This window comes from Zymobacter palmae (genome assembly GCF_003610015.1).
GTDB classification, from domain to species: domain Bacteria; phylum Pseudomonadota; class Gammaproteobacteria; order Pseudomonadales; family Halomonadaceae; genus Zymobacter; species Zymobacter palmae.
On record NZ_AP018933.1, the window covers coordinates 2,113,156 to 2,137,415 of the forward strand.

General features: G+C 54.9%; 20 protein-coding genes and 1 riboswitch. Of the genes, 3 read left to right on the forward strand and 17 right to left on the reverse strand.

From position 1 onward, the window contains the following. Positions 1-29: 29 nt before the first annotated feature. The gene (locus ZBT109_RS09450; protein ID WP_051523797.1) at positions 30-611 is read right to left on the reverse strand and encodes a hypoxanthine-guanine phosphoribosyltransferase; all 582 of its coding nucleotides are present in this window, start codon (positions 609-611) and stop codon (positions 30-32) included. Positions 612-1,029: 418 nt separating this feature from the next. On the opposite strand from ZBT109_RS09450, the gene lexA reads away from it, so the two are divergent. Next, complete coding sequence (gene lexA, locus ZBT109_RS09455; RefSeq protein ID WP_027705145.1) at positions 1,030-1,656, forward strand: transcriptional repressor LexA; 627 nt, start codon at positions 1,030-1,032, stop codon at positions 1,654-1,656. A gap of 310 nt (positions 1,657-1,966) precedes the next feature. Here the strand turns inward: lexA and ZBT109_RS09460 are convergent, their stop codons facing one another. The 5 genes from ZBT109_RS09460 to topA all read right to left on the reverse strand — a co-directional run bounded on the left by ZBT109_RS09460 (position 1,967) and on the right by topA (position 6,991). Next, positions 1,967-2,218, reverse strand: coding sequence for a hypothetical protein (locus ZBT109_RS09460; protein ID WP_027705144.1), 252 nt, complete (start codon positions 2,216-2,218; stop codon positions 1,967-1,969). A gap of 215 nt (positions 2,219-2,433) precedes the next feature. Continuing rightward, positions 2,434-3,192, reverse strand: a complete 759-nt coding sequence (locus tag ZBT109_RS09465) for an HAD-IIB family hydrolase (protein WP_051523796.1) — start codon at positions 3,190-3,192, stop codon at positions 2,434-2,436. A 122-nt stretch (positions 3,193-3,314) separates the two neighbouring features. Continuing rightward, the gene (locus tag ZBT109_RS09470; RefSeq protein ID WP_027705143.1) at positions 3,315-3,647 is read right to left on the reverse strand and encodes a DMT family transporter; all 333 of its coding nucleotides are present in this window, start codon (positions 3,645-3,647) and stop codon (positions 3,315-3,317) included. 249 nt (positions 3,648-3,896) lie between these two features. Beyond that, positions 3,897-4,343, reverse strand: a complete 447-nt coding sequence (locus ZBT109_RS09475; protein ID WP_027705142.1) for a DUF6586 family protein — start codon at positions 4,341-4,343, stop codon at positions 3,897-3,899. Next, positions 4,343-6,991, reverse strand: coding sequence for a type I DNA topoisomerase (topA, locus tag ZBT109_RS09480; protein WP_027705141.1), 2,649 nt, complete (start codon positions 6,989-6,991; stop codon positions 4,343-4,345). The genes ZBT109_RS09475 and topA overlap by 1 nt, the downstream gene beginning before the upstream one ends. A gap of 681 nt (positions 6,992-7,672) precedes the next feature. Between topA and pyk the strand changes: the two genes are divergently transcribed. Continuing rightward, on the forward strand, positions 7,673-9,166 hold the full coding sequence (pyk, locus tag ZBT109_RS09485; RefSeq protein ID WP_027705140.1) for a pyruvate kinase: 1,494 nt from the start codon (positions 7,673-7,675) through the stop codon (positions 9,164-9,166). Positions 9,167-9,736: 570 nt separating this feature from the next. Here the strand turns inward: pyk and ZBT109_RS09490 are convergent. The 4 genes from ZBT109_RS09490 to rpoE form a co-directional block, all read right to left on the reverse strand. Continuing rightward, positions 9,737-10,195, reverse strand: a complete 459-nt coding sequence (locus ZBT109_RS09490) for a hypothetical protein (protein ID WP_027705139.1) — start codon at positions 10,193-10,195, stop codon at positions 9,737-9,739. A gap of 238 nt (positions 10,196-10,433) precedes the next feature. Next, entirely contained in the window at positions 10,434-11,891 is a 1,458-nt protein-coding gene (locus tag ZBT109_RS09495; protein ID WP_038278240.1) for a Do family serine endopeptidase, read from the reverse strand. 423 nt (positions 11,892-12,314) lie between these two features. Beyond that, positions 12,315-13,001 (reverse strand): sigma-E factor negative regulatory protein, encoded by a 687-nt coding sequence (locus tag ZBT109_RS09500; RefSeq protein ID WP_051523795.1) that lies wholly within the window; start codon positions 12,999-13,001, stop codon positions 12,315-12,317. Between the two features lie 509 nt (positions 13,002-13,510). Beyond that, complete coding sequence (gene rpoE, locus ZBT109_RS09505) at positions 13,511-14,110, reverse strand: RNA polymerase sigma factor RpoE (RefSeq protein ID WP_027705137.1); 600 nt, start codon at positions 14,108-14,110, stop codon at positions 13,511-13,513. A 529-nt stretch (positions 14,111-14,639) separates the two neighbouring features. Between rpoE and ZBT109_RS09510 the strand changes: the two genes are divergently transcribed. Continuing rightward, a complete protein-coding gene (locus ZBT109_RS09510) occupies positions 14,640-15,710 on the forward strand; it encodes a 3-deoxy-7-phosphoheptulonate synthase (protein ID WP_027705136.1) in 1,071 nt (356 codons plus the stop codon). Positions 15,711-16,102: 392 nt separating this feature from the next. On the opposite strand, the gene thiD is transcribed toward ZBT109_RS09510, so the two are convergent. The 7 genes from thiD to ZBT109_RS09540 form a co-directional block, all read right to left on the reverse strand. Then, positions 16,103-17,827 (reverse strand): bifunctional hydroxymethylpyrimidine kinase/phosphomethylpyrimidine kinase, encoded by a 1,725-nt coding sequence (gene thiD, locus ZBT109_RS09515; RefSeq protein ID WP_084261795.1) that lies wholly within the window; start codon positions 17,825-17,827, stop codon positions 16,103-16,105. A gap of 6 nt (positions 17,828-17,833) precedes the next feature. Further along, positions 17,834-19,651 (reverse strand): phosphomethylpyrimidine synthase ThiC, encoded by a 1,818-nt coding sequence (gene thiC / locus ZBT109_RS09520; protein ID WP_169734006.1) that lies wholly within the window; start codon positions 19,649-19,651, stop codon positions 17,834-17,836. Between the two features lie 197 nt (positions 19,652-19,848). Continuing rightward, positions 19,849-19,986, reverse strand: a riboswitch (TPP riboswitch). A gap of 98 nt (positions 19,987-20,084) precedes the next feature. Beyond that, positions 20,085-20,408, reverse strand: coding sequence for a hypothetical protein (locus ZBT109_RS09525; protein WP_027705133.1), 324 nt, complete (start codon positions 20,406-20,408; stop codon positions 20,085-20,087). Positions 20,409-20,512: 104 nt separating this feature from the next. Continuing rightward, entirely contained in the window at positions 20,513-22,387 is a 1,875-nt protein-coding gene (locus tag ZBT109_RS09530; RefSeq protein WP_084261793.1) for a phospholipase effector Tle1 domain-containing protein, read from the reverse strand. An 8-nt stretch (positions 22,388-22,395) separates the two neighbouring features. Further along, complete coding sequence (locus ZBT109_RS09535) at positions 22,396-23,190, reverse strand: DUF3304 domain-containing protein (RefSeq protein ID WP_232012891.1); 795 nt, start codon at positions 23,188-23,190, stop codon at positions 22,396-22,398. A 2-nt stretch (positions 23,191-23,192) separates the two neighbouring features. Beyond that, a complete protein-coding gene (locus ZBT109_RS13620) occupies positions 23,193-23,381 on the reverse strand; it encodes a hypothetical protein (RefSeq protein ID WP_156934036.1) in 189 nt (62 codons plus the stop codon). A 62-nt stretch (positions 23,382-23,443) separates the two neighbouring features. Continuing rightward, positions 23,444-24,246, reverse strand: a protein-coding gene (locus ZBT109_RS09540; protein ID WP_120185348.1) for an IS5 family transposase whose coding sequence is annotated in 2 segments (ribosomal slippage) — positions 23,444-23,916 and positions 23,916-24,246 — 804 coding nt in all. Because the reading frame shifts where the segments join, the coding sequence is not laid out codon by codon here. Between the last annotated feature and the right edge of the window lie 14 nt (positions 24,247-24,260).

Consider the following 24,260-nt stretch of genomic DNA (forward strand, 5'->3'; position numbering starts at 1 on the left):
TCACTGCGCACGCTCATGGGCAAGCGCCCTTATAGCCCTTTGGGCGCGAAAATACCCGGCGCGTTGCGCCAATAGCCCTTGTAGTCCATGCCGAAGCCGAACACGTAACGGTCTTCGACTTCCAGACCGCAGAAGTCGGCCTTCAGACCCGGCACGGCCTTGCGATCATGTTTCTTGTCGACCAGCACCGCAGAGGAGACGCTTGCAGCACCCGCTTCGCGGCAGTACTCCAGAATAGCCGCCAGCGTGGCACCTTCATCGAGAATATCGTCGATGACGACCACATGACGTCCTTTCATCGGCCGCTCGGGGGAAACGCGCCAGAACAATTCCCCACCGCTGGTCTTGCCGCGGTAGCGCGTCGCGTGCAGGTAATCGATTTCAAGCGGGAAGCCGAGACGCGTCAGCAAGTGACCCGTCGTGATGAGGCCACCGTTCATGACGCAGAAGCACAGCGGCAATTTGTCACCCAGCACTTCCGTCATGCGCGTCGCCATGGCGTCGAGTGCGGCGTCCACTTCTTCTTGCGTGACCAGACAGTCAGCCTGCGCCATCAGCGCATTCATATCCTGCACGTGGCGATGAGAATCAAAAATCGGATCGTCTTGCATTGCCAGAGTCTTGTTCAAATGTAAGTGGGATACGGCACTACCATGCCGAAAACAGAACACCTGACGAAGCCGGAGCCAGGTCAGGTGACGAGCGAAGCACATGGAGACAGCGGGCGCACCGCCTGAGCAAGCACACTATCGCTGCTGGCGGTATGCCGATGGCGCGGATACACAGTCCTTCGGACACGCGTTTGCCCGGAAGGTTTTCCCGGCGGCACGTTTTCCCTCTGATCCAAAGAAAAGAAGCCTCGTGCCGAACTGAAGTTCACGCATGCCACATGAGAACAAAACGCGCCCCATTCCCGTGCGGCGACTATTCTACCCCATAACGCGCCGTATGCTGCAATTGACTTGCGTGGCAGAATACACTGGATATAATCACAGAGATATTATTTCATCCAAGACGACAAGGCCTGTCATGACGAAACCACTCACTCGTCGCCAGCAGGAAGTCTTTGACTTCATCTGCGAGACGCTCGATACGCTGGGATATCCACCTACACGGGCAGAGATTGCGCGAGCGCTGGGGTTCCGCTCTGCCAACGCCGCCGAAGAACATCTGCGCGCCCTGAAACGCAAGGGCGTGATCGAAATGATCGCGGGCGCGTCACGCGGCATCCGCATCATCAAGCGCGACGAAGCGGCACCGACCGATACGCTGGCCATTGTAGGTCAGGTTGCGGCGGGTAGCCCTATTCTCGCCACCGAACACGTCGACCGCTACTGCCCGCTGTCGCCAGACTTCTTCTCGCCACGCGCGGATTATCTGCTGCGCGTCAAAGGGGTGTCGATGCAAGATGTTGGCATTCTGGATGGCGACCTGCTGGCGGTGCACAAGACGCAGGACGTGCACAACGGCCAAATCGTCGTGGCTCGCCTGGGCGATGACGTAACAGTCAAACGCTTCGAGCGTCAGGGCAATCATGTTCGCCTGATCGCAGAGAACCCGGACTTTGCACCGATTGAGGTGGATGTCACCCGCGATGCGCTGGAAATCGAAGGTATCGGGGTCGGCGTCATCCGCGGCGATCAGGGTCTGCACTGATCCCTCGCGATACGTCTAGCCGTAGATAGGTACACAAAAGGCGGGCAGGCCGTGTGAATCGGCCTGCCCGCCTTTCTTTTATTCTGTGCCGCGCCGATCATGGTGATCATCGGCATGACCTAGGATTCGCCCCCTAGGCACTCCCGCACACTATCTACTGAGCGCGGCTCATCGTGCAACCTGCTTAGAGCATGTTCCATAACGCCAATACCCATGTCATTGAAGGGCCTTCAAACCACAACATTGCGGTAGAAGCCTTCTATTTCAGAAAGGGTAAAAGCGATCACTTAGGTTATGAAACAGTCTTTTATTAATGCACGGTCACCGACTCTTCTTCGTCCTGCTCACTCAGCGTATCGTCACCGTCCCACAGCATCGAACGCGTGATAGCGTGGTCGATCATTTCCCGTGCGACATCGAAGCGGCTTCGCTGCAGCAGCTCCAGCGCCTGCTCGGAAAATCGAATGCTAACCAAAGGAGCTTCATCATCGCTATCGGTAGAACGAAGCACGACCTCACCGTCTGGAAGCTCTACGATCTCGAGAATCGCATTGTCGATCATGAATCACCTCTCATGGTAAAAAAACGACCATAGCGATTAGCGCCATGGTCGTTGTCTGACCACAGGGTACCACGACAGCGCAGCCCGTGCGACAGGCGAGGCGCAAGAATACCGCAGCACCATGCTCGGTGCGTTAGCACCGTGATGCCTTCATATTCCAGTAGATAGGCGCAGATACCCCTACCATTTTCTCGACAGTTCAGCGCTGATACGAATCAAGCCGCGACCTTGTCAGCCAGCGCGGTGATGGCCTGTGCTACCTCGTCGAACGCGACACGCTGATGAGGTGGTGTGGCCGGCTGGAATTCACCCACAACGACCGAGTGTGCTGCGCGGGCCAGCATGGCCTGATCGTTAAGGTCATTGCCGAAGATAATCGCCTGCTCGGGTGCAATCGCCAGCCGATCCAGCGCATTCACCTTATCGGTCTGACCGGGCATCAGATCGAAGCAGTGATCGAAACGGTGGAGCTTTTCGACGACATTGAAGGGCTGAGCACTCAGGTACTCTAACAGCGGTTCCCGCAGCGCCATATCGAGAATCAGGATCTTGTTAACCCCTTGCGCCATCACTGTATCGCGCTCGGCGGGAGGGAACGTGACGTTCAGTGAACGCACATAGTCGTGGAAATCATGCGCGATGGGCGAGAAACCGTACTGCCAGTGACTTTCCACTACATAGGCCGCACGGGCATTATCCAGCCACCCCAGCATGCTTGCCGCACTGTCGGCGTCGAATTTTTCATTGATCATAAACTCGCCGCGCTGCCACGCCATCCCACCATTACACCCCACCATCACAGCGTCATGCAGTTCATCTGGCAGCAGCGGCAGCATATCGCGCACAGGCCGTGCGGAAGCGAAAACCACCTGATAGTGTTCGCGCAGCGCCAACAGCGCCTCGGCGACGGAAGATGAAATCGGTTGCCCCGCCTGACTGATCGTACCGTCGATATCAAAAATAGCGTAACGCATGATTTTCCTTGATAAGTCGTACTGGATGAGAAGGAAGGTAGCCGCCCACGATCGCGCGCTATATTCTCCGTCGGCAACCCTGCATGTGCATAGAGAGCACCATGCGATTGTTTTCCGGCCGCTCAGTGCGCTTGAACGGAAGAGAACGTATTCATGACCATCACCCCTGCCAGAATAAGTACTATACCGATCAGCGCTGCGGCATCCAGCTTCTGCTGGAAAAGTGCCCAACCAATCAGCGTGGTCAGCACTACCCCCAATCCCGCCCAGACGGCGTAGGCAATACCCAGCGGCAAATACCGAAGCGTCAACGACAAGAAATAGAAGGCGCAACCGTACCCCACGACCACCAGCACTGAAGGCCACAAACGCGAAAAACCGTTGCTGGCCTTAAGCGCAGACGTTGCAATCACTTCCGCCACTACGGCAACCACTAGAAACAGCCACCCTTGCATGACGAATGCTCCTTCAGCGATGGTCATAACAGCCCTTTCATACCCTATTACGGTGATACAGGGAATGCGCGTTCACCACTCTAACGCGGTGTGTCTTACATGTTGATGAAGAGAAACTACCCGACACAAACGTTCAAGGCGCTCACCCTAGCGACTTGATAAAGCCGTACGGCAAGCGCCTTGATAAACAGACACCTACGAAGTGCCAAGCCACGTCAGCGGCCCAGCGCCATGTTCTTGAGCGACATCTCAGCAGAAGCGCGATGACTCCCGCAACCCATTGGCCAGCACACGCAATGCGACTAACTGATCTTTGAGCTGCGCTACACGTTCACCCACAGACAGCGTGGTGGCGATTAACCCTACCGTTGCCGGGATGTGCCCCGTACGCCGCTGTTCTAAGCGAAGATACAGCGCATACAACTCACCGTTCGCCGTCAGCAATGCACGCTCCAGCAGACGTCGTTCCTGAAGTGTGTCGGGCAGCGCGTTTAGCATCTGCTGCCACGGCCCAGCGTCGAGCGATTGGGGCGCCGCCAGTTCGGCCACCAGCGCTGCTAGGCTCTGCTCGGCCAATACCAGCGCTCCGGATTCACAGGCCTGCTGCAGCGCCCCGTCCAGCGACAGGGCGTGCGATGCCAACAGCTCAGCATCATACATCAAGCGCTGGGTGCGGCGTGACGGATCAATATCCATCACTTCGCACTCTTAGCCGGCTTACGCTTATCTTCTACAACCCACCGCCCGTCGACGAAAGAGGCGCGCCAGCCGGTAGCCTTACCGTTGTCTTCAGTCATCACGTACTGCTCCTTGCTCTTACGCGAGAAGCGGATCTGTGCGGGACGACCGTCCGGATCGGCCACAGGCGCATCCAGCAGGAAGTGGTATTTTTCAGGCAGCGTTTCGCGATGCGGCTGCAGTTCCAGCACCAACGGTGCCCGCGTTTCACGCTTGCGAGGAAACTGGCTCGCGGCGAGGAACAGGCCACTGGCCCCATCACGCAGGACATAGTGATCCTCCACCTTCTGACAGGCCAGTTCCGGCATCGGAATCGGATCCATCTTCGGCGGTGCCGCTTCACCGCTCTTCAGCAGCTTGCGCGTGTTCTTGCAGTCATCGTTGGTGCAGGCAAAATACTTGCCGAAACGCCCAGCACGCAGCTGCATTTCCGATCCGCACTTATCGCATTCAAGCGTCGGACCTTCATAACCTTTGATGCGGAAGCTGCCGTGTTCGATTTCATACCCGGCACAATCAGGACTGTTACCGCAGACGTGCAGTTTGCGGTGTTCGTCGACCAGATAGCTGTCCATCGCCGTGCCACAAATAGGGCAACGGTGCATGGCGCGCAGTGCATCCGTTTCGGCTTCATCACCGGCATCCGCCGCTACGGCTTCTTCACCTGGCAGCAGGTCAATGGTCTTTTTGCAACGTTCCTTGGGCGGCAGGTTATAACCGGAGCAGCCAAGGAAGACCCCTGTCGATGCCGTACGGATCTGCATATGACGACCGCAGTCCGGGCATTTGATATCGGTATCGACCGGCTGATTGGGGCGCATACCGTCATCGCCGCTGGCCTTGTCGAGCTCGGCCTTAAAATCGCCATAGAACGTATTGAGCAACTGCAGCCAGTCGCGCTGGCCTTCGGCGACACCGTCTAGGCTGCCTTCCATACGCGCGGTAAAGCTGTAATCAAGCAGATCCTGGAAAGACTCGACCAAGCGGTCGGTCACGATTTCGCCCAGCTTCTCGGCGTAGAAACGACGGTTCTCCAGCCGCACGTAGCCGCGATCCTGAATGGTCGAGATGATCGACGCATAAGTGGATGGGCGACCGATGCTGCGTTTTTCCAGCTCCTTGACCAAGCTGGCCTCGGTGTAGCGCGCCGTCGGCTTGGTGAAGTGCTGCTCAGGGTCGAGACCATCCAGCGTCAGCGCCGTGCCTTCTTGGATGTCCGGTAACTGTTGATCTTCCGCACTGCGGCTGCTCGGCGGCAGCACGCGCGTATAACCGTCGAACTTCAGTACGCGGCCGCGCGTACGCAGTGTGTAGCCATCGGCATCTACGGTCAGCGCCGTCGACAGATAGCGCGCAGGCACCATCTGGCAGGCCACGAACTGGCGCCAGATCAACTCGTAGAGGCGTTCCGCGTCACGTTCCATGCCGCTCAGCTGCGAGGTCGCACGCTTCACGTCGGTCGGGCGGATCGCCTCGTGCGCTTCCTGTGCGCCCTGCTTGCTGGAATAGCGCACGGGAGCGTCGGGAAGGTACGCATCGCCATATTCAGCAGCGATATGATCACGCACCTGCTCCACGGCATCCTGTGACAGGTTGGTGGAGTCGGTACGCATATACGTGATATAGCCCGCTTCATACAAGCGCTGAGCCAGCATCATGGTCTTCTTGACCGAAAAGCCTAAGCGACCACTTGCCGCCTGCTGCAACGTCGACGTAATAAAGGGAGCGCCGGGCTTGCTGGACGTCGGGCGGTCTTCACGCTTGGTGATCGCCAGAGTCGCATCGTACAGCCCCGCGATGCGCGACAGTGTCTCTTCTTCGCTAACAGGACGGAACGGCTCACCGTTTTGGCGCACGAGCTCGAAGTTCAGTACGTCGTCCTTGCCATAGCGCAGACGCGCCATGACGTCCCAGAATTCCTCAGGAACGAAGGCACGGATCTCACGTTCTCGCTCAACGATCAGACGCACCGCCACCGACTGCACGCGGCCGGCTGACAATCCGCGGGCCACCTTACCCCACAGCAGCGGCGACAACATGAAGCCCACCACGCGGTCGAGGAAACGCCGTGCCTGCTGGGCGCGGACGCGTGGCATCTGCAACTCGCCCGGCGACTGGAAGGCCTGCTGGATCGCGTTCTTAGTGATCTCGTTGAACACCACACGCCGGAAACGGCCTTCATCACCACCGATGGTCTCGCGAAGGTGCCAAGCAATGGCTTCCCCCTCGCGGTCAAGGTCGGTTGCGAGATAGATAGCGTCGGCCTTGCGGGCCAGACGTTTCAGTTCGTCGACGACTTTTTCCTTGCCCGGCAGAATTTCGTAGTGCGCTTCCCAATCATGATCAGGATCGACGCCCATGCGACGAATCAACTGCTCGTGCTGTTTGCGCAGCTTGTATTCGGCCTTCTGTTCAGGCGACATTTTGCGCGTCAGCGCAGCCTGCTGGCTGCGCTCTGCCGGCGTCGTCGTACGCCGATCATTGCCACCCGTCGGCAGGTCACGGATATGACCTACACTGGACTTCACGATGAACTCGTCGCCCAGATACTTATTGATGGTCTTGGCCTTGGCCGGCGATTCCACGATCACCAGTGACTTACCCATAGCATTCCATCTCTGTGCAGCGCGCTCACCGCGGGATTTCCGCTGCGGCGCATGGGAATAAATGTGCCTACCCTACCCTAGCAGACGTTACGACGCCACCGCGCATCCATCGGCAGACCGACAGCAGAGTTGAGCCCATGTCGCATAAACATTCCACGAGGAACGAATCACTTACTTACGCCTCAAATAGCACGGAACCACTCGAAAAGGTATATCCGGCATGACTTTGACCGCCAACAACGGGTATCATCGCCAGCGCCCGACACATGAAAAGGCGACTAAGGTCGATGAAGACTGTCACGGACGGCTTGCACACCCTTTTCTTGGAGCACACCATATAGATGCGAACAGCCTTTATTGCAACACCTGCCGATATATCCTCGGCTATACATGCTGTTCGCCGATACTGAATCACTGGAGTATCACGATCACTGGAGTACCATGCGTCGCGGACCGAGCCCTGCTCAACGCTCCGTGGCAGGGAAAAGGTGGTACTCTAGGCATCAGCAGCGACGCACATCGGCACACCCCATGCCACCCAGCATAATCCGACTGGGCCGCAGGGGTTGCGACAATATGTGCGTAGGATAGTGAACCTGGTGGCGCGTATCATCGCCCCCGCTCGATGCCAAAAACGTGTAATATTACGACACGCCATTTAGCGCAAAGGAGAAAGACCTGATGCCGCAAGCACAGAAACAACCCGTTCGTCGCACCAAGATTCTGACGACGCTTGGTCCGACCACCGACAAACCTGGCATTCTGGACGCCATGGTCAAAGCCGGTATCGACGTTGTCCGTATCAACTTCTCTCACGGCGACCCGGAAGAACATCGTCAACGCGTAGAATCCGTACGCGCTGCCTCTGCCAAATATGGCCGTCACGTTGCGATCCTCGGTGACCTGCAGGGTCCGAAAATTCGTATCGCACGTTTCAAAGAAGGCGCGGTCAACCTTGAAGTTGGTCAGCCGTTCATCATCGACATGGACCTGGGTCGTACCGATGGTGACGAGCATCAGGTCGGCTGTGACTACAAAGATCTGGCAAAAGACCTGTTCGAAGGCGACGTACTGCTGCTGGACGACGGCCGCCTGGTCTTCGAAGTCACTGGCGTGGCTGCACCGAAAGTACACTGCAAAGTCCTGGTTGGCGGCAAGCTGTCCAACAACAAAGGGATCAACAAGCAGGGCGGCGGTCTGTCCGCTGCGGCACTGACCGAGAAAGACAAGATCGACATGCAGACGGCCATCAAACTGGGCGTCGACTACATCGCGATCTCCTTCCCGCGTTCTGCTGCTGACATGGAATACGCTCGCGAGCTGCTGCACAAGTACTCCGACGACCTCCAGAGCGACATCGGCAAAACCATCGGTCTCGTTGCTAAAGTAGAACGTGCTGAAGCCGTTTCTACCAACGAAATCCTCGACGGCATCATCAAAGCATCTGACGCTGTCATGGTTGCTCGTGGTGACCTGGGTGTTGAAATCGGCGATGCTCGCCTGATCGGCGCACAGAAAAACATGATCAAGCGTGCTCAGATGTACAACACGCCGGTTATCAACGCCACTCAGGCGCTGGAATCCATGATCAACGCTCCGCTGCCGACTCGTGCAGAAGTCATGGACGTAGGTAACGCCGTTCTCGACGGTGCTGACGCTGTCATGTGTTCTGCAGAAACTGCAGCTGGTGACTATCCGGTCGAAACTGTTGAAGCAATGAAACGCGCTATTGCGGGTGCTGAAGCACTGCAGGAAGCTCGTCGCGACAACAACCGTCTGGATTGCACGTTCGACCGTCTGGACGAAACCGTTGCTTACTCTGCAATGTTCGCTGCCAACCACCTGGAAGGCGTTGCAGCCGTAGCTTGCCTGACTGAAACTGGCCACACTCCGCTGGTTGCTTCTCGCATTCGCTCCGACCTGCCGATCGTTGCACTGTCTCCGTCCGATCGTACTCTGTGCCGCATGTCTCTGTACAAAGGCGTAGTACCGGTCAAATTTGATGCTTCCAAATACCCGACTCCGGAAGTTAACCGCGCTGCGGTTGAACTGGTCGAAGAGAAAGGTCTGGGCACCAAAGGCGACTACGTGGTCATCACTCGTGGCGACCACCACTGCGCTCAGGGCACTACCAACAGCATGAAAATCGTCGAAATCGGTGAACACATCGGTTGAGATGATTCAGCTATAGCGGATGCCTCACTGCGGTGAGGTATCTGTCTTGCTGATATCATGTCTGAAAGAAAAGCCGCTCCTTGGTATACCAAGGGCGGCTTTTCTTATATTCAGTGTTCTGTACGGCATCTAAGCGGTGAAAAACTAAGTAGTGTGGTGAAAACTGAGTAGTGAAAACCAACTCAAACCCAGACGCCACCGCAGTTACACAAGCCAGCCTATCACTATCCCGAAGCGGCAAGCTGATCAGGCCATATCAGTACAACCGCCAAGGCCTCAAACGGCTTTGCTGGCGATCAATCCTTTCCGCAGCGCAGTACCACTGTTCAGTGGTCTATCGCAGGCCAGTACGTGAGTGCCGTAAACGCTTTCCATCGCTTGTAAAAAAAGAGCCATCCTTGGCCGTATACTACGTTCCATCCCCCCCTCGTGCGACAGCCACATCCTTGTGCCGGGCCAGACATCATGTCAACTCCCTGCCCCACTGCCGCACACGCGCTTCCTACGCGCATGGCCGACTGGCAACTTCCCAGCGGCCGCCCTGCCTGATATCAGAGATAAGCCCCGAGATCACAAGCCCTGTGGACGACTAATCTCGACATACTGACCGCCCGGGGTACGGGAATAATAGTGACCGTGCTGCACGTAGTAACGACGCCCTTTGTAGTCGAGCGGCGTCATTGACGTGGCCGCATCGGGAGGCGGCGCAACGGTGATGTACTCACTGCCACGATGTTGATAATAGAGGCCATCGAGTAGGTAATAGGTGATACCACCGATCAACAGCGCTTCCGCATCACGCGGCATGCTGTGACGCGGTCCGCCACGGTGCATGGGGCCTGGCGCCGGACCGCGGTCAGGCCCAAAGCCACCTTCGCGAGGACCACCAGGACCACCACGTTCTGGACCTTGGTGATGCATGGGAGGACGCCCTTCCGGTCCATCCGGACGGTGATCGAAAGGCTCTGCCACCGCAATCGCGGGCAGCACCATACTGCACAGTACACCGGCAGCTATCATCTTTTTCATGGGGAGATTCCTGTTCATGTCGTCGGCACAGAAAACGTACTGTGCGCTAACGATTCACCCATTAAGACAAGACGTTATGTATAGCAGTTCCGCCTTGCACAATTTGTCACGATGCCACCTTATTCCCACTAATAAGATACATCTTTACTCCGACCATTTACGGACGGAGACACCCTACCGACATATACACAAAAGCCGCCCTAACGGATAGAGCGGCTCGATACCTATTCGACCAGCGTTAGTCTTTGCTTACTTCCAACGCCATATAGATGATCTGTCGATCTCGAATCACACGCATGGAAATAGCATGGCGACTCGGCAGCGCATCGGCCATGTGGGTCAGCTGAGCAGGCGACGTCACGGCCTGACCGTCGAGCTCGACCAGCACATCGCCAGGCATCAGCCCCGCCTGTGCCGCCATACTACTGTCATCGACCGCCTCAATCCCTACCCCGTGCGCAACGCCCAGCAAAGCCAGTGCCTTGGCATCCAGCACCGACGCCTTAATACCCAAGCGACCACCCGCATGCCGCCCTTGGGGTTGCTCAGCAGGTGAAGCCAGCTTCGCCATTGCATCACCATGCTCGACCAGAGGCACATCAAGCGACACAACGGCCCCTTGCCGCCAAACGTCAAGCGCGAGCTGCTGCCCCGGACGCTGAGCGGCCACGATACGCGGCACGCGATCCACGCTGTCTATCAGCTGACCATTGGCCTTGAGAATGATGTCGCCCGGTCGCACACCGGCCCGTTCCGCAGGGCCTCCGCTGATAACAGAGGCCACCAGCGCCCCTTTCGTTTCACCCCGCCCAAAGGCCCGCGCCAGACGTCCATCCAATGCCTGCAAGGAGACCCCCAGCCATGCTCGATGCACACGGCCATCCTGCTTGAGCTGGTCGGCCACGGATAGCGCCACGTTAGCGGGAATGGCGAACGACAGCCCCATATAGCCACCGCTTCGAGTTAGAATTTGCGAGTTAACCCCCATTACTTCACCGTTCAGGTTTAACAGCGGCCCACCCGAATTACCCGGATTAATGGCGACATCCGTCTGGATGAACGGCACCGTACCGTCCCCGGATAGGTTGCGGTCCGTAGCACTGACAATACCTGCGGTGATCGACTGATCAAAGCCGAACGGTGATCCGATGGCCGCCACCCACTCCCCCGGTTGCAGCTGATCAGAATTACCCAGTGGCAGCACAGGCAGATCGTGCGCCTCCACTTTAAGCAGAGCGATATCCGTACGCTTGTCCGTACCCACCAGACGAGCATCCAGCTCGCGCCGATCGCTGAACTTCACCTTGATGCGCTCGGCACCGTCCACCACATGTGCATTGGTCAGAATATAACCGTCCCGTCCGATGATGAACCCCGACCCTAACGACCGCACCTCATCAAGGGGCCGACGCCAACCGGGGGTAACACCGAACGGGGCCTGATCAAAGAAGCGCCGGAACGGCTCAGGCACATCGGAGAGATCCAGCACCAGCCCATCATCACCCCATGCACCGCGTGCTGCCGAAATATTGACGACGGACGGCGCCGCTCTCTTCATCAAGGACGTGAAGCCCGGCAGCGCAGAGACGGAAGACGAGGAAGGCACAGGGGCCACATCGTCTGCGCTGGCCGACAGCGATGAAAAAGGAACGGACAACAGTACCGCCAGAGGAAGGAATGTGCGTCGAATCGACATCAGAAGAGCTCCCAACAACAGAAAGATGCTCGGAGTCGAGCAGAAAGCGATGTTGACCTCATCTTGCTGCACAGCCGTGCAGCAATCCATTGCATAAAGGATGCTCGGCGGACACCGCCGAACCTGCCACAGCTGAACAAACTTGGCGTCCAGCACCGTGAAGAGATAAGGGCAAGAAGCTGCATCTACAATACGCGGCGCCTTTGAAAGGCCCACCACCTTAAAAGGCTGCCCACCTTCTATTGTCATGCGCCCATCCTCATCACCATGAGCGATGACACGTTATCCTGTAAGCGTGCCCAGCGGCCATATCGACACCATAACGGCGTTCAATCGCTATCAGACAGGCACAAAAAAGCGCGACCGCCCTGAACAGGAACCCATCGCGCTAACATCATCAAGGATTCTTACCCACCGACTGAATCAGCGATTCAGGCCACGCTCGAAATGAAAGCGTGTGGAATCGGTATCCTGCTGCTCACTGTGACCGTTGTAGCGGCGGCTGTGTGATTTCGCACCAGCTTCATCGCCACTCACACTCCAGCTAACAGGGGTCAGATCGCCACCCGCAGCATGTGCGAAGTCAGCGTAGCTTGCCGCCATGGCCTGATTGCCCTGTCCAAAGTAGCCCAGTGTTCCCAGACTATCGCTGCCATTAACGGCCAGCTGCTGAGCGGCGTTGTCCAACACGGCATTATTCGCCTGCAGGGAAGCCGCATCGGGCAGAGCAGCACTGTCATGTCCGCGATAGAACTGCACACCGGAGACCACCATCAAGCTCACGGCCGCAGCAACCGCAGCGCCCCCCATCAGCGAAAGGCCACGACGTTTCTGGCTCCGCACGGGCTGCGCCGGTGCAGCTGCCTCAACGGCGGTATCGCCAAGAGGTGTTTCGTCCTGCTCAATCACGGCCATGACACTTGAGGCAATATCCATATCTACTACGGTATCGCGCTCGCGGCGCAAGGCGCTGCGCATGAGGTGATAGCGGCGCCAGACATCCCCCAACTCAGGGGATTCATCAAGTGTCTTGAGCACGCGACGGAGTTCGAGCTCGTTACCTTCCCCATCCATGATGGCTGACAGGGATTCATGTAACTGCTGAGTCATTTGCAACGCCCTCGGTTCAGAAGCGTAAAAGATCAAGTGTCATGCCATAAGACAGGAAGATCGGGGGAAAGTTTATGCCCATTGTGATCTTGAACTGTCAGAAAGGATATTTCATGCAGATAAAAAGCATGAATGGTTCGGCCATGAGCAAGGGCTGACAGGCCGCCTGCAGAGTGACATCGACACTGCGAATTCATGGTTCAGACCGCACGCCCTTCCAGATAGTTCACCAGCGTTGACGGTCTTTTCACTCGCTCACACGACCATAATGTAACAATTGTCACCAATTCAATGCGTTTCGCACCGTTTTATTTAGGTATAGCCCCCTTCTCAGAAGCGACACAACCCTTTCAGCACCTCGCTTCGAACGAGATTTGGGCAGTATATACCGATGCGACGATGCCGACTGCCTCCAGATACACACTTCTACATAGTGTAAAAATTAGCTAAAAAAATCCCCTGGCATCAAGCAATGCCAGGGGAAGAGGGGTTATTCGGTAACGTACAGCTTATTCGTTAGCGGCCTTATCCTTCGGATAGAGCAGCGCCTGTATACGAGCGTCGACGGCTTCACGCGCTCTAAAGATACGGGAACGTACGGTGCCCACCGGGCACTGCATTACTTCGGCGATATCCTCATAGGATAGGCCCTCCAGCTCGCGCAAGGTAATGGCGGTACGCAGGTCCTCAGTCAGGTTATCGATCGCATCGTAGACGACCGATTCAAGCTGATCACGGGCCATAGCAGACTCTGGCGTTTCCATATCCGCCAGTCGGCCACTGTTGTCTAGTACCTCGGCATCTACGATATCAAGGTCGCTGCTTGGTGGTCGGCGACCACGCGCCACCACATGGTTCTTCGCCGTATTGATGGCGATACGGTACATCCAAGTGTAGAAAGCGCTGTCGTTACGAAACTTCCCCAAGGCACGGTATGCCTTGATGAAGGCTTCCTGAGCGACGTCTTGGACGTCACCGGAATCGTGTACGTAGCGGCTTACTAAACCAATGATCTTGTGCTGGTATTTCCTGACCAGCAGATCGAAAGCGCGGGAATCACCTTTCTGGGCACGTTCGACAAGCTGCTGATCCGTTTCGGTCGTCGCCATGGGCGCACCCCTATTCGCTTGCGTGCTCCTCGGCACGGGTGTCTGACACCCTCGGTATCCATGGCGTGAATGATTTCATACGGTACTCGTTCTAAGACACGCCATGCCTGACCAAGAAGATTCAATTTGACGTGCATCACACCACAAAACAAGGCAGGAAATGATGCAACAATCGGTAAACTTTGGGAAAGACGACTTCTCTACGGTCATGCAACGCTTACGATGACTCTGTTTTCGAGGCGCGCGGCCTTGAAGTATGTCAGCGTCAACATGACGTCACGTCTTTGGCATAAGACATTCCACTGTAATACAAGTTCCATGCTACTATCTCTGTCCTGTGAATCCGGTGCCGACCTTTCATGCCAGCACATCCGGCGCATTGACCGCTCCATGTCATGACGGCACATTAGTCGACTTCCGCACATTGGTCTTGCGGTACTGCGTGGCGACACATGCATTGACACGCGGCAGAAGCATCGCTCGACCAGACCTCCAGGACGCTGTTGCAGATATTATCGAAGGCCTTCCCATGAACGACACCAATAACCCCAATGTGCAGGGCTACACCCTCATCCGTTCACCCGAAGCGCTCAGAGAACGCTATCCTTTGAGCCAGCAGGCCGTTGACCGTATCCAGTCTTATCGAGACACCGTGAAACGCATCCTGGGCGGTGATGATCATCGTCTGCTGGTAGTGGTCGGCCCGTGCTCGCTGCACGACACCGAAGCAGCGCTCGATTACGCTAAACGTTTGGCAGCGCTATCTGCTGCTGTCAGCGATACGCTGTTCATCGTCATGCGCGCCTACTTCGAAAAACCGCGCACAACGGTCGGCTGGAAAGGTCTGATCAACGACCCTCACATGGATGGCAGCTTCGCCGTCGAAGAAGGGCTTGAAAAGGCGCGTTCACTGCTGGTCGAGCTGAGCGAACTCGGCCTGCCGCTGGCCACCGAAGCGCTTGACCCGATCGCAACCCAGTACATCCAAGACTGCATCAGCTGGACCGCCATCGGCGCACGCACGACCGAATCGCAGACGCATCGCGAAATGGCCTCCGGCCTGCCGAGCCCAATCGGCTTCAAGAACGGTACTGATGGCGGCTTCACCGTAGCCATCAATGCGCTGCAGGCTATCTCGCATGCCCACTCGTACCTGAACATCGCACCAAACGGCCAGGTAGCCATCGTGCGCTCCAATGGCAACTGTGGCCATATCGTGCTGCGCGGAGGCAACGGCAAGCCCAACTACGATGCCGAAAGCGTTGCAGCAGCAGAACAGGCACTGGCCAAAGCCAGCATGCCCGCCGATCTGATGGTGGACTGCTCACACGCCAACTCCAGTAAAGATCCGGCCAACCAGCCTGTTGTGCTCGAAGATGTCGTCAAGCAGATCGAACAAGGCAACCGTAGCATCATGGGGGTCATGATCGAGTCCAACATCAACTGGGGCGCTCAGCCGCTGACCTGTGATCTGAGCGCACTGGAATACGGTGTCTCAATTACCGATGGCTGCATCGATTGGTCCACGACCGAAAAATGCCTGTACGACATGGCTGATCGCCTGAAAGGCATTCTGCCCGCGCGTCAGCGTCACGCCTGATTGTGCCGACAAAGAGAAGGCTTTCGGGCCTTCTCTACACATTGCGTCCGTCATCAAACGTGATGTCTGCCTCGCCATTGCCTTGCGCGATGTAGTCGGATAACTCGCACCCTATAGCTAGCGGCCCTTTTTCATAAAACCGCTACAGGTCTCGGCTCGCCAACCTAGGCATGCTTTCAACATAGCAGAACGCCCCGCTCGAAGAGGAACATTCCCTCTCTGAACGGGGCGTTTTTTCTGTGGCCTACCGCCTCTGTCGCTATAGACGCTTTTTTCTATAGAACAGAGGGACGCAGCGAGATGCTGTCTCACTCACCGCCTTTCACGGCAACCTCACTTCCAAACAGCTGACTAGCATCGCTCACAGGGTATCGACCTGCCTCACGCGATCCTCACGGCTTCAGCAAGCGAGGCAGGTGAATCAGGCACGGCCCATGCCCCAGCGTGAAGCGCTCGCTCTGCCCAGCTTGAAGCGCTTCCTGCAGAAAACGGCGTGCCAGCGTGATAGCTTCCAGCCAATCATGTCCTTGGGCTCGCAACGCAGTGATGGCAGAAGACAGCACACAGCCCGTTCCATGCGTGTTGGGCGTGTTTACCCGCGGCAGCGACAGTCGATGCACGTCACCCTGCTCATTGACGAACACATCCAGCGCTAGGCGCCCTTCCATATGGCCGCCTTTGACCAATACCTGACGCGCGCCGCGATCGTGCAGTTCAAGTGCAGCCGATTCCAGCCCTTCTGGCGTCGGTGGGATATCGCGCCCCAGTAGGGCTTCCGCTTCGGCCAGATTAGGGGTGATCAGACTGGCCAACGGCACCAACCGTTCCCATAGCAGGCACTCGGCATCGGCCATCAATAATGCATGGCCTGACGTCGATACCATCACGGGATCAAGCACGATATCGAAGGGCGGGCGACCATCACCCTGTTCCAGCAGACATTCTGCCACGGCCATCACGATATCGGCCTGTCCTAGCATGCCAATCTTAAGCGCATCGACATCAAGGTCTTCGAACACCGCTTCTATTTGCGCTTTGATCATGGCAGGCGCCAGCGGTACAACATCGTTGACCCCCAGCGTATTCTGCGCCACCACCGCCGTAATAGCGCTGGCACCGAACACCTTCAAGGCACGGAAGGTAGAAAGGTCCGCCTGCAGCCCTGCCCCTCCGGTCGGATCAGTGCCCGCGATAGTCATGGCGATCGGGGGACGAGGATCGCAGACGCGCCGCTGAGGGATCATCGACGAAGCTTCGGCCGCAAACACTCGCCCAACTCGCAGCGAGGACAGGATGGTCGACTCTGCTGCCAACGCATACAGCGCGTCCAGAAGACCGGCCATTAGCGCTCCCGGCCCTTGGGCTGACACTGCCGCGCGCTCGGCCGCCAGAGTGAACCATAGCGTAGCGACCAATGCGGCTTCACCAGCATCAACATCCTTCAGGCCCGCCACGGCAGCCATCAACGCACCCAGCATGCAGCCCGCTCCAGTGATACGTGTCAGCAGTGCGTGACCGTGCTGCACCGCCAACACACCATCAGCGGTCACGATCAGATCGGTTTCCCCGCTGATCGCCACTGCTTTGACACCCTGCGCCAGCAGCTGGCGCGCTGCGGGTAGCGCATGACAGGGCTGAACGGTGCTGTCCGTTCCACGCCCACCTTTCCCACCGGCCAGTGCAATTACTTCCGAGGCATTGCCTCGTACGATGGAGGGCGGACAGCGTGCCACCACGGACAGCACCCACTCGGTACGCGGTGCCAGGGCCCCCACAGCAACCGGGTCCAACACCCACGGCAGGTTACTGGCATGCCGCACCTCTATGGCCTGCCGCATGGCATCTGCACGCGAGGCCGAGAAGGTGCCGATGTTGATCAGCATGCCGTTAGCCAGCGCGGCCAGCGCTCGGCACTCGTCGCGATCCACCACCATCAGTGGAGATGCACCGCAGGCCAACAGCGCGTTAGCCGTGACGTTAGTCACCACCTCATTGGTGAGACAGTGCACCAGCGGATGCTGTTGCTGTACCTGCTGCAAGCAGCGCTTCAGGCTACAGCGTGCCTCTTCTGCGACATGAGGATCAGCGACAGCAATCACTTCATCGTCATCCATCATAAGGCGCTACTCCGGTTGATAGAGCTGGCTGCCCTGCGCCTGAAAGCGCTCGGCCTGCTGCTGAAGGCCTACATCGACATCCTGCTGCGGCTTGCTGCCAAAACGTTCGCGCACGTCCTGACTCAGCTTCATCGAACAGAACTTCGGTCCACACATTGAGCAGAAATGCGCAACCTTGGCGGCAGGCTTCGGCAACGTCTCATCATGGAATTCACGCGCCGTGTCAGGGTCGAGACCAAGGTTGAACTGATCTTCCCAGCGGAACTCAAAGCGTGCTTTCGACAGCGCATTGTCGCGGCGCTGCGCGCCGGGATGGCCCTTGGCGAGGTCGGCAGCATGAGCGGCAATGCGGTAGGTGATGATGCCGGTCTTGACGTCATTCTTATCCGGCAACCCCAGGTGTTCCTTAGGCGTGACATAGCAGAGCATGGCACAGCCGTACCAGCCGATCTGCGCTGCACCGATCCCCGAAGTGATATGGTCGTAGCCCGGTGCGATATCGGTGACCAACGGCCCGAGGGTGTAGAACGGCGCTTCGTCACAGCATTCCAGCTGCTTGGTCATATTTTCGTGGATCATCTGCATCGGCACATGCCCCGGCCCCTCGATCATGACCTGAACGTCGTACTCCCAAGCAATCTTGGTCAACTCGCCCAGCGTTTCCAACTCAGCAAACTGCGCCTCATCGTTGGCATCATTGATCGACCCGGGACGCAGACCATCGCCCAGCGAGAAGGCAATGTCGTAAGCCTGCATCAGCTCGCACAGCTCGCGGAAGTGAGTGTAGAGGAAGCTTTCTTGGTGGTGGGCCAGACACCACTGCGCCATGATCGCACCGCCGCGCGAGACGATCCCGGTGGTACGGTCAGCGGTCAGCGGAATATGGTGCAGACGAACACCGGCATGGATGGTCATGTAGTCGACGCCCTGCTCGGCCTGTTCGATGACCGTATCGCGAAACACTTCCCACGTCAGTTCTTCGGCCTTGCCGTTGACCTTCTCAAGCGCCTGATAGAGCGGCACCGTACCGATCGGCACCGGAGAGTTGCGAATGATCCATTCGCGCGTTTCATGAATGTTGCGGCCAGTTGACAGGTCCATGATGGTGTCTGCCCCCCAACGAATGCCCCACGTCATCTTTTCGACTTCTTCGGCAATCGAGGAGGTCAGCGCTGAGTTACCGATGTTGCCGTTGATCTTCACCAGAAAATTGCGGCCGATGATCATCGGCTCGAGTTCAGGGTGATTGATGTTGGCCGGCAAAATGGCACGCCCACGGGCGATTTCATCGCGTACGAACTCTGGTGTAATTTCAGCAGGAATAGTCGCCCCGAAACCGAAGCCTAGGTGCTGTTTGGCCAGCTCGGGGTCGTCCTTGATAGCCGCACGGCGTTGGTTTTCGCGCAGCGCAACGTATTCCATTTCCGGGGTGACGACGCCCTGACGCGCATAGTGCATCTGAGTGACATTAGCCCCGCTTCTGGCACGGCGCGGGCGGCCAATATTGGGGAAACGCAGCGGCGTCAGTGCAGGATCACCAGCACGTTCGCGCCCATAGGCAGAACTCAATCCTTCAAGCAGTTCCGTGTCGTTACGCTCATCGATCCACGCCCGACGTAGCGGTGCCAGCCCTTTGCGGATATCCAGTTCGACGTCGGGATCGGTATACGGACCTGACGTGTCGTACACGCAAATCGGCGGATTGGCGACCTCGTCGCCTTGCATCGTGATCGTGGGCGTCTGGCTGATTTCACGCATGGGCACGCGGATATCAGGACGTGAACCGGTCACGTAGACTTTGCGCGAAGCAGGGAATGGAGCCATGGAAGCGGGGTCAACGGCATCGGGCAACCGCTCTCTGACCGTAGACGCGAAAGCACGTGTGGTCTTATCGGAGGAGGTATTGGGCGTGGTGGAATTGGACGTTGTCATGGTGCCATCTCACAGGATAGGAATCCCGAAGAGCACGCACGAAAGGATGGCGCGGGGCAGTATGAACAGGAGGCGGACGCTCGCTGCAGGACGTGCCGCTGCTTGATCCCTCCGCTGGTACCCTCCCTTACGGGAATTAGCCAGATCAGGTTCAACGGGACCAATGCTCGGCGCCTGTAGCGCTTGCATCATCTCAGCCGGATCTACCGGCACCCCGTCAAGCAGTCGCTGCCAGCCTAGCGCTGACAGCTACGAATTCGTGGGTAGAATGCAGCAAGGCGACGGAGAGTGCAAGCACGACTAAAGGTAAAGGCGGGCCAATAATTCACCATGCCATTCCGCCATTAACACTCATTTGATCAGCCATTTGGCGCCCTATCATTAAATTTTCTTCTTCTTGCTGCTGTTTTCGTTTCAACTTTGATAATTGTTCTGCTTCATAGTCCTCCCGGGAGCAATCAAATCCTTTATCATATGGCACTTGATAAAATGTATTGCTGCCAGAAAAAATCCTCCTATACCTGAAGTAAACAAATGTTTTACTCACAAAGCGCTCGCTTAGATAGCTAGCCACCATAAATCCGGCAACTGAATCATGTATATAGTTATCAATAAAACCATCAATAACAGGATGTAAATACGCATCCATTGCTATATTATCTATAACGTATTTTAACTCTTTCTTTTCAGGATTTTTAAGAACAAAATAGTCTTCAAAAACATGTTTTCTTAAGTTATCATTAGCATCATTTACTAAGCTATTTGCGTAGTCAGATTTTTTTTAAACCATGATTTATCTTGATAGCTAAGTTCTACCTCGTCTTCTGTCGAAAGTTCAGCGTAATGATTATTTTTTACAAGCAAAAAATCTTTATGCTCTGCATTTATTGCTTCATTAGAGACTTTAGTTATTTTTTCTGCCGCATCAAGCCGATTTGAATAAATTGCATCACTGGAAGCGTTAATTTTTGTGATTTCCTCAGGCTCGTAAACCAAAGTAACAGGACTCAGCTCTCCAAGTAGAAAATGCTTTTCCTTGTAAGCATCTGAACGTTTGTTTTTTATTGAATCACGCAACCCTCTGTCTTGATAATGCGCACGAGTAGCGCTAGACATCTGTAAAGAATTTTCTCCCCCTTTGAATCTGCGAAAATATTGTGATATTAACTTTTCCCAATGAGGAGTAACAATTTGGGCGGTTGTTCCTTCCTTTAATGGGAATAAAGAAATATAGGTGTTGAATTCGGAAAGCAACCGAATATCTATCTTATAACTTAATTTTGCGGCTTCACTCGCTTTTTCAAGTTCTAATGGGACGCCTTCAAGGCGTGCTCGACGGTACATTTCTGCTAGAGGAATGCGACTAAGTGTTGAAGTGCCGCTACGTGAAAACCCTTTCCCTTGATCAAAAGGTGCATATCCGCCCCCAACATCAGAATGCGCACCGGGAAAAACAATTTCCTCACAATATTCAGGTAGGCGTTGTCCCTGGTAAACAGAGTCCAATGGGAAACATCTACGCTGTTCATGTGCAGCTACGAAATGAATACATTTCCCTACTTCTTTCGGTATTTGAAGACTACGTGCATCTCCCCACCAATTATGCCCATTAGACCAAACAAACATATCGGCCCAGCCGACAGATGCTACTGTATCAAAAATTCCCATGAAGTCATGAGATACGGGAATACCGCCAAGAGTTAAAGGGCCTTCTTGCTGGTTATAAGACTCTGCATCTAAGCGACAGAGCTTGACTAGCCAATTGAGATAAGCACGCGCTTGCGTGGCTCCGCGAGAAAAACCAAACGTATACAAATGTAACTTATTAAGAGGCAATATATCTGGATTATGCACTCTGGTACCTATGCTTCTTTTAAGCCGTGCGATCCAACTGCAAAGCACTAGAGTGGCATTTTTTTTGTTATCAAGGCGACTATTCTGAAGTACTTCTTTCGTTGAAGTTATAGCTGAAAACAAACAACTATTTGACGCCCATTTGATAGAGCATATTTTTCCATCGTCTTTGAAAGACACTTTTCTTTCTAGCTCTTCTTGTACAAGGCTTATATTTTCTGAAGCATATTTAACTTCTTCATCAGTAATAAGAACACTACTACCAAAGCCCGCATGGTAGTAGCCATATATATAATTTAATAGCTGGGCGATCCCCCATAGTATGCGTCCTTGTCCATAAGTTGCCATTGCTCCACCAGAGATACCATCCCACTGCGTTTGGGCCCAACTCCCTATTTGATCACCAATGTTTGGAAATGCTTTACCAACACCAGGAACATAGATTTTAAAGTGCCGCTCATAAAGAGCTAGATCAGTTTTCCAATCTGTTTCTTTTGGCAAAATACCCGGCACACACCGCCCCGGAAATACATCATACAAACGCGCTACATTACTTTCTTCTTCTGTTTTATTTTCTATTGCATGCCGGTAACTATTGTTAGTACCGTCAAAGAAAACACCTATATAAGCAGGTTTACTGCAAGGCATTTTTTCTTTCTCTGATAATTTTTTATCTTTGTTTTCCTTTAAAATACCCATTTCTTCTTCTGTGAAGAAAAACTTGCCACTAGGATCAGCCGCCTCTTTCCGACATTCACATACTAATATCGACATACCCCCCCTTATTTAGGCTCAATTTTGTTTAACTCTTCCAACCTTTTTAGGCTATGATTATAAATCTCTTCATCCCTGTTTTTTCTATATTGGCGAAAAGCATAATCATCATACCCTTTAAAACCATCTTCTTCTTTATCTCTCAATTTAGTATATTTACTATAAGAATCCCAAGATTCTTTCCATTCATTTTCACTGCGTTCTTTAAAAACTTTATTTCTAAAACGCATAATAGTATCACGCTCATCATCCATTTCTCTTTCCCACAGTTTATGACGAAAAGCAACAGACGGTACAGGCCATCCTTTCACATCACTAGGGAACTCAGGGTTAGTAGGATCAAAATCGGTTGCAATAGCGCGGTACTGCTGATTAGGAAGGAACTGGATCCATAGTAATTGAGCTTTGCCTGGCGCATATTGCGATACAGGCACTTCGACATTGTAATAAAGCGTACCTGTATCACGACGTCGATCATATTCATCTTGGGTGCTTTGCCCTTCTACAGGTATAATATCAGGCTCAACCTCCAAGCTAACCTTTAAACCTTCGTGCCATTCATAAGGCAAGAGATAACAACACATCTGCCCACCAGCACCATACGCCATTGCCTCTTGAGCAGGTGAACGATTTTTAAAGTTATTAGGTTGAATAACCTGAAAGCTCGCTATGTTTTTATCCGTATAATTAATACCAGTAACAGATGCAGTGGTGGTACGTTCACTACACCCTGTCAGTAACATTGAAGCACTAGCAATAATGCTAATAGCGATAAACGCTGCAAATTCACATTTAAATGTCATTTTTACCACTGTCTACGTTCCTTTTTTAACAGTTGTTGGCGCATGGCATGCTGCTCTAAATAGGCAGGAAGTTCAGCTAAAGAAGCAGGAGCATCTGCAAGCGCCATATGCTGCTGGAACCATGTGTAACGTTCAGAAGGTTTCTGCCAACAGGCATACAGTTCAGGGGATGTATCTTCTATAAAAGCCATCGCTCTATCTACCTGAGCAGAGTCTATTAATGCTCTGTATTGTTCACTATTAAGAGGCTGTTTCAAAACCCCAACATCAGCTTCTTAAAACAGATCATGGCACATCGCAGCAACGTGAAGGCGCAGTAAATATCGAGTCGGCGTTCGTACCGAACGGCTAGCCGTTTAGCGTGATTGAGCCATGCAAAAGTGCGTTCTACCACCCAGCGGTGCCTGCCTAGCCTCGTACTACTGTCCTTGCCGCGGCGCGCTATCCGCGGACTGATACCTCGAACAACACAGGCTTCTCGACAACGCTCGTAGTCATAGGCTTTGTCAGCGTGCAGTTTGTTCGGGCGATGCCGAGGGCGGCCGCGAGTGCCTTGCAGCTTAGGTATCGCTTCCAGTAACGCCGTCAGCGGAACGCTATCGTGCATGTTCGCACCAGAAAAAAGCACTACCAACGGTACGCCATTGCCATCCGTCAGCAGATGACGCTTGCATCCCAAACGTCCTCTATCGGTGGGATTAGGGCCTACGGCAGATCCCCCTTTTTCGCCTTTACGGATGAGCCATCCACGCAGGCGCGTTCCCAGTCGATGCGATCTGCCAGATGCAGGCGGTGTAACAGCTCATGATGGAGTTGTTGCCAAACGCCAGCCTCATGCCACTTTTTCAGCCGTCGCCAACAGGTGGGGCCGGAGCCAAACCCTAGAGAAGTAGGCAGATGTCGCCAAGGAATCCCTGTCATCAGTACGAACAAGATGCCAGACAGCGCTTGTCGGTCAGATACACGAGGCCTTCCTCCGCGAGGGTCTGGCGTGTGCTCGGGGAGAAGAGGTTGGATGATATACCAGAGTTCGTCAGGAAGTAGTGAAGTAGCCATGCAGTGAGACTTTT

Excerpts from the sequence above, each read along its gene's own strand:
- thiC (WP_169734006.1), bottom strand. The coding sequence starts at position 19,651 with ATGGCTCCATTCCCTGCTTCGCGCAAAGTCTACGTGACCGGTTCACGT.
- lexA (WP_027705145.1), top strand. The coding sequence starts at position 1,030 with ATGACGAAACCACTCACTCGTCGCCAGCAGGAAGTCTTTGACTTCATC.
- ZBT109_RS09525 (WP_027705133.1), bottom strand. The coding sequence starts at position 20,408 with ATGGATGCGTATTTACATCCTGTTATTGATGGTTTTATTGATAACTAT.
- ZBT109_RS09465 (WP_051523796.1), bottom strand. The coding sequence starts at position 3,192 with ATGCGTTACGCTATTTTTGATATCGACGGTACGATCAGTCAGGCGGGG.
- ZBT109_RS13620 (WP_156934036.1), bottom strand. The coding sequence starts at position 23,381 with ATGGCTTTTATAGAAGATACATCCCCTGAACTGTATGCCTGTTGGCAG.
- ZBT109_RS09500 (WP_051523795.1), bottom strand. The coding sequence starts at position 13,001 with ATGACTCAGCAGTTACATGAATCCCTGTCAGCCATCATGGATGGGGAA.
- ZBT109_RS09470 (WP_027705143.1), bottom strand. The coding sequence starts at position 3,647 with ATGCAAGGGTGGCTGTTTCTAGTGGTTGCCGTAGTGGCGGAAGTGATT.
- ZBT109_RS09490 (WP_027705139.1), bottom strand. The coding sequence starts at position 10,195 with ATGAAAAAGATGATAGCTGCCGGTGTACTGTGCAGTATGGTGCTGCCC.
- rpoE (WP_027705137.1), bottom strand. The coding sequence starts at position 14,110 with ATGGCGACGACCGAAACGGATCAGCAGCTTGTCGAACGTGCCCAGAAA.
- ZBT109_RS09475 (WP_027705142.1), bottom strand. The coding sequence starts at position 4,343 with ATGGATATTGATCCGTCACGCCGCACCCAGCGCTTGATGTATGATGCT.
- ZBT109_RS09450 (WP_051523797.1), bottom strand. The coding sequence starts at position 611 with ATGCAAGACGATCCGATTTTTGATTCTCATCGCCACGTGCAGGATATG.
- ZBT109_RS09510 (WP_027705136.1), top strand. The coding sequence starts at position 14,640 with ATGAACGACACCAATAACCCCAATGTGCAGGGCTACACCCTCATCCGT.
- thiD (WP_084261795.1), bottom strand. The coding sequence starts at position 17,827 with ATGATGGATGACGATGAAGTGATTGCTGTCGCTGATCCTCATGTCGCA.
- pyk (WP_027705140.1), top strand. The coding sequence starts at position 7,673 with ATGCCGCAAGCACAGAAACAACCCGTTCGTCGCACCAAGATTCTGACG.
- ZBT109_RS09535 (WP_232012891.1), bottom strand. The coding sequence starts at position 23,190 with ATGACATTTAAATGTGAATTTGCAGCGTTTATCGCTATTAGCATTATT.
- ZBT109_RS09460 (WP_027705144.1), bottom strand. The coding sequence starts at position 2,218 with ATGATCGACAATGCGATTCTCGAGATCGTAGAGCTTCCAGACGGTGAG.
- ZBT109_RS09530 (WP_084261793.1), bottom strand. The coding sequence starts at position 22,387 with ATGTCGATATTAGTATGTGAATGTCGGAAAGAGGCGGCTGATCCTAGT.
- ZBT109_RS09495 (WP_038278240.1), bottom strand. The coding sequence starts at position 11,891 with ATGTCGATTCGACGCACATTCCTTCCTCTGGCGGTACTGTTGTCCGTT.
- topA (WP_027705141.1), bottom strand. The coding sequence starts at position 6,991 with ATGGGTAAGTCACTGGTGATCGTGGAATCGCCGGCCAAGGCCAAGACC.